5 protein-coding genes are annotated in these 5,996 nt (G+C 47.1%); all 5 read right to left on the bottom strand.

All coding sequences use genetic code 11. The features are described from left to right. Positions 1-86: 86 nt before the first annotated feature. Positions 87-2,192: an elongation factor G gene (fusA, locus tag ACNAU7_RS10305; protein WP_308076448.1), complete on the bottom strand. Its 2,106-nt coding sequence runs from the start codon at positions 2,190-2,192 to the stop codon at positions 87-89. A gap of 18 nt (positions 2,193-2,210) precedes the next feature. Beyond that, positions 2,211-2,681: a 30S ribosomal protein S7 gene (rpsG, locus tag ACNAU7_RS10300; RefSeq protein ID WP_002242159.1), complete on the bottom strand. Its 471-nt coding sequence runs from the start codon at positions 2,679-2,681 to the stop codon at positions 2,211-2,213. Between the two features lie 117 nt (positions 2,682-2,798). Then, on the bottom strand, positions 2,799-3,170 hold the full coding sequence (gene rpsL / locus ACNAU7_RS10295) for a 30S ribosomal protein S12 (RefSeq protein WP_002218431.1): 372 nt from the start codon (positions 3,168-3,170) through the stop codon (positions 2,799-2,801). A gap of 178 nt (positions 3,171-3,348) precedes the next feature. Continuing rightward, positions 3,349-4,785 (bottom strand): surface lipoprotein assembly modifier, encoded by a 1,437-nt coding sequence (locus ACNAU7_RS10290; protein ID WP_416302166.1) that lies wholly within the window; start codon positions 4,783-4,785, stop codon positions 3,349-3,351. Between the two features lie 263 nt (positions 4,786-5,048). Next, the coding region (locus ACNAU7_RS10285; RefSeq protein ID WP_416302165.1) for a factor H binding protein domain-containing protein at positions 5,049-5,996 on the bottom strand (948 nt) is incomplete at its 5' end.

Raw genomic sequence — 5,996 nt, 5'->3', positions numbered from 1 at the left:
GCTAATTCCTTTACATATAAAGATCGATTAAAGAACAATGCCGTCTGAAAAATCATCTCAGCCTTTCAGACGGCCTATTTTCCTGATTAGCCTTTACGGGCTTCAGTTACAGCAGCAGCTACGTGGGCAGGAGCTTCAGCGTATTTTTTGAACTCCATAGAGTAAGTAGCGCGGCCTTGGGTTGCAGAACGCAAGTCGGTCGAGTAACCGAACATTTCTGCCAGAGGTACTTCGGCACGGACTTTTTTACCGCCGATACCGTCATCATCCATACCCAATACAACACCGCGACGGCGGTTCAAGTCGCCCATTACGTCGCCCATGTATTCTTCCGGGGTTTCCACTTCAACTGCCATGATTGGCTCAAGCAGGGCAGGAGATGCTTGACGCATACCTTCTTTAAACGCTTGAGAAGCAGCCAATTCAAATGCCAATTGGGAAGAGTCGACATCATGGTAAGAACCGAATACCAGACGGATACGTACGTCAACTACAGGATAGCCGGCAACGATACCGTTAGGCAACGTATCGCGGATACCTTTATCGACAGACGGAATAAATTCGCGAGGAATCACACCACCTTTAATTTCATCGATAAACTCGTAACCTTCACCACCCGGTTCCATAGGTTCCATTTCAATCACAACGTGACCGTATTGACCTTTACCACCGGATTGTTTGGCGTGTTTGTATTCGGCTTTAACGGCTTTGCGGATAGTTTCACGGTAAGCCACTTGAGGTGCACCGATATTTGCTTCCACACCGAATTCGCGTTTCATACGGTCAACAATAATTTCCAAGTGCAGCTCACCCATACCGGAAATAATGGTTTGACCGGATTCTTCGTCTGTACGGACACGGAAAGAAGGGTCTTCTTTAGCCAAGCGGTTCAGGGCGATACCCATTTTCTCTTGGTCGGCTTTGGTTTTCGGCTCAACGGCAATATGGATTACCGGCTCGGGGAATTCCATACGTTCCAAGATAATCGGCGCGCTTTCCGCACACAAGGTTTCACCGGTAGTAACGTCTTTCAGACCAATAGCGGCTGCGATGTCGCCGGCGCGTACTTCTTCGATTTCAGTACGGTCTGCGGCAGTCATTTGCACCAAACGACCGATACGTTCGCGAGTGCCTTTTACAGAGTTCAGTACGGTATCGCCGGATTTTACTACGCCTGAGTAAACGCGGATAAAGGTCAGCTGACCGACGTATTTGTCGTTCAACATTTTGAATGCCAATGCAGAGAATTTCTCTTCATCGCTGGCTTGACGGCTGTCGGCTTCTTCAGTGTTAGGATTAACACCTTGAACCGGAGGAATATCAGTAGGAGCTGGCAGCAATTCTACAACTGCGTCCAACATACGTTGAACACCTTTGTTTTTAAATGCAGAACCGCACAACATAGGTTGGATTTCGCCTGCCAAAGTACGTTGACGCAACGCGCCTACGATTTCTTCCTCGGTTAGCTCATCGCCACCCAAGTATTTGTCCATCAATTCTTCGCTGGCTTCTGCTGCGGCTTCAATCATGTTTTGACGCCATTCCTCGGCAGTTTCAACCAATTCGGCGGGAATGTCGCCATAAGTAAAGGTCGTACCTTTATCGGCCTCATTCCAAATGATGGATTTCATTTTCAGCAGATCAACAACACCGGTGAAACTGTCTTCTGCACCAACTGGGATTACGATAGGTACAGGGTTTGCGCGCAAACGGGTTTTCATTTGCTCGACAACGCGGAAGAAGTTGGCACCTTGACGGTCCATTTTGTTTACAAATGCCAAGCGTGGTACTTGGTATTTGTTGGCTTGCCGCCATACGGTTTCAGATTGGGGTTGAACACCACCCACCGCGCAGTAAACCATTACCGCGCCGTCCAATACACGCATAGAACGCTCTACCTCTACAGTAAAGTCAACGTGTCCTGGGGTATCGATGATGTTGAAGCGGTGTTCAGGGAATTGTTTCGCCATACCGGACCAGTAGGAAGTTACGGCAGCAGAGGTAATGGTAATACCACGCTCTTGCTCTTGTTCCATGTAGTCGGTAGTAGCCGCGCCATCATGTACCTCGCCCAACTTGTGAGTCAAACCGGTATAGAACAAAATACGTTCTGTAGTAGTGGTTTTACCCGCGTCAATATGGGCAGAAATACCGATGTTACGGTACAGGCTGATCGGGGTCTTACGAGCCATTTTATTAGCCTTTCAAGATTAGAAACGGAAGTGAGAGAATGCTTTGTTGGCTTCAGCCATGCGGTGTACTTCTTCACGTTTTTTCAACGCACCGCCACGGCCTTCAGCCGCATCAATCAATTCGCCTGCCAAACGCAGGTCCATAGATTTCTCACCACGTTTACGAGCCGCATCACGAACCCAACGCATTGCCAAAGCCAAACGGCGTGAAGGACGAACTTCAACAGGAACTTGGTAGTTTGCACCACCTACACGGCGGCTTTTCACTTCCACGATAGGTTTGGCGTTTGCAATGGCTTCGTTAAATACTTCGATTGCTGCTTTGCCGGTTTTTTTCTCAATTTGCTCCAGCGCACCGTAAACGATACGCTCTGCAACAGATTTTTTACCGTCAATCATCAATACGTTCATGAATTTAGTCAGCTCAACGCTGCCGAATTTAGGATCTGGCAGTACGTCGCGCTTAGGGACTTCTCTACGTCTTGGCATTTTAATTTCCTTTAATCTATTCAGTTGGGTCAATTCCCATGAATACCCAATTGAGTATTCACTTACTCGGCCGTTGTTCAGCTTAGGCGGCCGACGTGCCTATTTGAGTCCCGGTAATTATTTAGGACGCTTAGCACCGTATTTAGAACGGGCTTGTTTACGGTCTTTAACACCTGCAGTATCCAAAGAACCGCGTACAGTGTGGTAACGCACACCCGGCAAGTCTTTTACACGACCGCCGCGAATCAGTACGACGCTGTGCTCTTGCAGGTTGTGGCCTTCACCGCCGATATATGAAATGACTTCAAAACCGTTGGTCAGGCGAACTTTACATACCTTACGCAATGCAGAGTTAGGTTTTTTAGGGGTAGTCGTGTATACACGGGTGCACACGCCGCGTTTTTGCGGGCAGGCTTCCAGTGCGGGCACTTTGTTTACGTACACGGGCTTTTGACGGCCTTTGCGTACCAATTGGTTGATAGTTGGCATATTTTCTCGTCCTGTTGAGTTAAATACTTGCCGACACCATGTCGGCAAGAGTGGAATTATATTTTTATTGCAAGCATACAGTCAAGCATAACGACAAGAAGAAAGATGATTTTCTTGTTTGCCGATAAATATTTACCGACTTCCCTCACAATCAGTCGGACGGCTGAAGAAAATACTGTCAATACGTTTTTTCTATACTGACAAACCATTCCTTGCCGCTGCGCGAATAAAAGGCGGGCATATTGCTGTTGATCTTGTTGTAACGGAAATTTATTTGGGGTGTAAATCCTTTCCACGACAGTTTTTTATGCCATAAAGCCGCGCTCATCCGATATTCATCATCACGCCGAGTAAAATTGTAAATTAATGTTGCAGGGGCTTTAAATATCCGTTTCGTGTAACCCGCACCCAACTTCAGTCCAAGACCGCCGTCTAATATTTTCACCGTACCCAAACTTACACCATAACGCCGTGAAGCCTGCTCTTTCTCCACAGTATTATCAAACATACCGCTAATACCTCCGTACAACTGCCAAGCCGGCATAGCGTAATAGCTGAGCGTACTGCTGACTGAAATCGTTTTACTGTTGTAACGTTTTGCCAAATATTCGTCATGGTATTGTTTGCGGCCGTACTGGAGAGATTGGGTGCTGCGCCATTTTTCATTCAGACGGCGGCTGTAATCCAACGCAATACCCGTATTTGCCGTATAACGGTTATTGCCCAGCCAGTTTTGTTCGACAAAGGGCCGGAATCCCCACTCTAGACGGCTATTCCGATAACGGTAGCCTACTTCGGCATGAAACGCCTGTTCGCTAAAATCCCGGGCATTCCAATAATGCACACCGGAACCGCTGATGCCTAAGCGGGCAAAGTGATTGCCTGCAATGTTAAACATCCGATCAACGCCCAGTTCGTACCTTATCCCGTTGGCGCGTTTGGGCAGGCTGTCTTCTGATTTTGTCCATTTCCGGCCGTTGAGGATGATGTTCCGTGAAGGGGAAGCATTGTTTACATTATCTGTTTGTTCGTAATTCATATTGAACGAAGGATGCCACGCCTGCACCGCTTCCGCCTGACGGATATATTCCCGTGCAAGCTGCCGCATATCGGGCGGCAACGCCTCCTCGACCCGGTGCAACTGAACCAATGCCTCACGATATTGTTTGTCTTCAAACAGCATCACGCCCAAATCAAAACGGGGATAAACAAGGTCAGGCCTTTCCGACAACAACTCACGGTATAGATCGGCTGCCTCGCCCTGCCGCATCTCGCTGCGGTATAACGCGCCGAGGGCATAACGGTACAGCACCGTATCATATTTCGGCTGTTCGGCATATTGGGGCAACAGGCGTTTCAGTGCCGCCCAGTCGCGCGCCAACAACGCCCAGTTAATCTGCATTCCCATCCGGTCGCCTCGAACATCGCCGCCTGCCACACTTTTAGGGACTTCAGACGGCATTGCATCGCGAACCGGCGGCACATCCTCGGCAAACGGCAGGAGGGCGAGGCTTTCCCCTTCAGACGGCATCGCAGCCCGACTACCGACGTTAATCGGTTCGACAGGCACGCCGATATCCTCGGCAAACGTCGCCGAAGCGATTAGGTATCCCATAAAAAAGATATTTTTAGATTTCATCAATTTCATAACAAATTCAAATAAAATGCCCAGCAACGCCATTTCTCTTTTCGTATTGCACGGCCATTTATGTTCAGTAAGAATCAACTGTTTTGAGAGAAATTATTGCTGTTTTGAGGTATTGCATTGCCGCTTGGCAGTATTCGATTCGGCGGACTGTTTTTTGAAGAAAATGCCGTCTGAAACTTCAGACGGCATCTTGCCCGGACAAACGGCACTAAATAGAAATAGTGCTTTCTCTATTTCTTCTCGCCGCCGAAACCGATAACAGCTTGATATTTATACTCATGACTTACAGCACCTGCTACTTCATTAGCCGCTTCGCCGAAAATACCCAAATGATACTTTTTAATCTCCTTATCCTTCTCTGACGTAGCCACCCCTTCGTTCACGCCGAAATAAGAAACCTGGTCTTTCAACCCCAAGCTGAAGCCGGACGCTCGATAAGGGATTCTCTCAATAGCAGCTTCTTCTAATTTGATCTTGCCATATTGTTCCATTCCTTCAATTGAGCCAGAGCCTTTTCTAAGATCAAAATCAATTGTGTATCTAAATACGCCATTATGGTTATCTAACGATTCTTTGGATAAAACCCTATTACCGCCAAATGCCCGACCTTCATATTGAAAGCTCCCAGCCTTGGGTAATTTGTCTTCATCTGTTGCCACGCCTCTAATGTCGCCCAGAGCAAAGTCAAATGGAATCTCTTCAGGATTTTGTCTATTCTCTCTTGTAGGATTACCGTCTTTTCGAGCGTAGCCAAAATAGCCTCTAACCACGGAATACGGCTGCTCATAAACCCAAGTTTTTGATAGCGCATAATTCTGTTCTTTATCCGCACCGTAAACCTCAATCTTTTGCTCACTCAAACCTTTGGGGAGAACATCTAGCTCACCCCCCTTACTACCTTCGTATTTTTTACCATTAACATATACATCCATCTTCTGAAGTTGTTCCTTACTAAACAGCTCTTCGCCGTCTAGAAATAGCATTGCCTTGACGGATTCACCCTTACCGAGCTTACCTGCATATTGTTTTCGCGCTCCTGTATATTCATCACCTTTAACCTCTAATACTTTGGCTTGCAATTCTTTTGGTACATCTTTTAATGATGATTTCTCCAGATATTCAATAACTTTTTCATCTTTCGTATCAACATTTGCATTGTCTTTCAGTTGTTCCGAAAC

The sequence above is a fragment of the Neisseria sp. LACPHL-SPEC-2024-00856 genome (assembly GCF_047915665.1).
Lineage (GTDB): Bacteria > Pseudomonadota > Gammaproteobacteria > Burkholderiales > Neisseriaceae > Neisseria > Neisseria polysaccharea.
Note: the sequence above shows the minus strand (reverse complement) of the source record. Positions and strands in the feature narration are given on the sequence as shown.

Bases quoted from the DNA above. Each gene is read 5' to 3' on its own strand.
- fusA (WP_308076448.1), bottom strand. From the start codon at position 2,192: ATGGCTCGTAAGACCCCGATCAGCCTGTACCGTAACATCGGTATTTCT.
- rpsG (WP_002242159.1), bottom strand. From the start codon at position 2,681: ATGCCAAGACGTAGAGAAGTCCCTAAGCGCGACGTACTGCCAGATCCT.
- rpsL (WP_002218431.1), bottom strand. From the start codon at position 3,170: ATGCCAACTATCAACCAATTGGTACGCAAAGGCCGTCAAAAGCCCGTG.
- ACNAU7_RS10290 (WP_416302166.1), bottom strand. From the start codon at position 4,785: ATGGGATACCTAATCGCTTCGGCGACGTTTGCCGAGGATATCGGCGTG.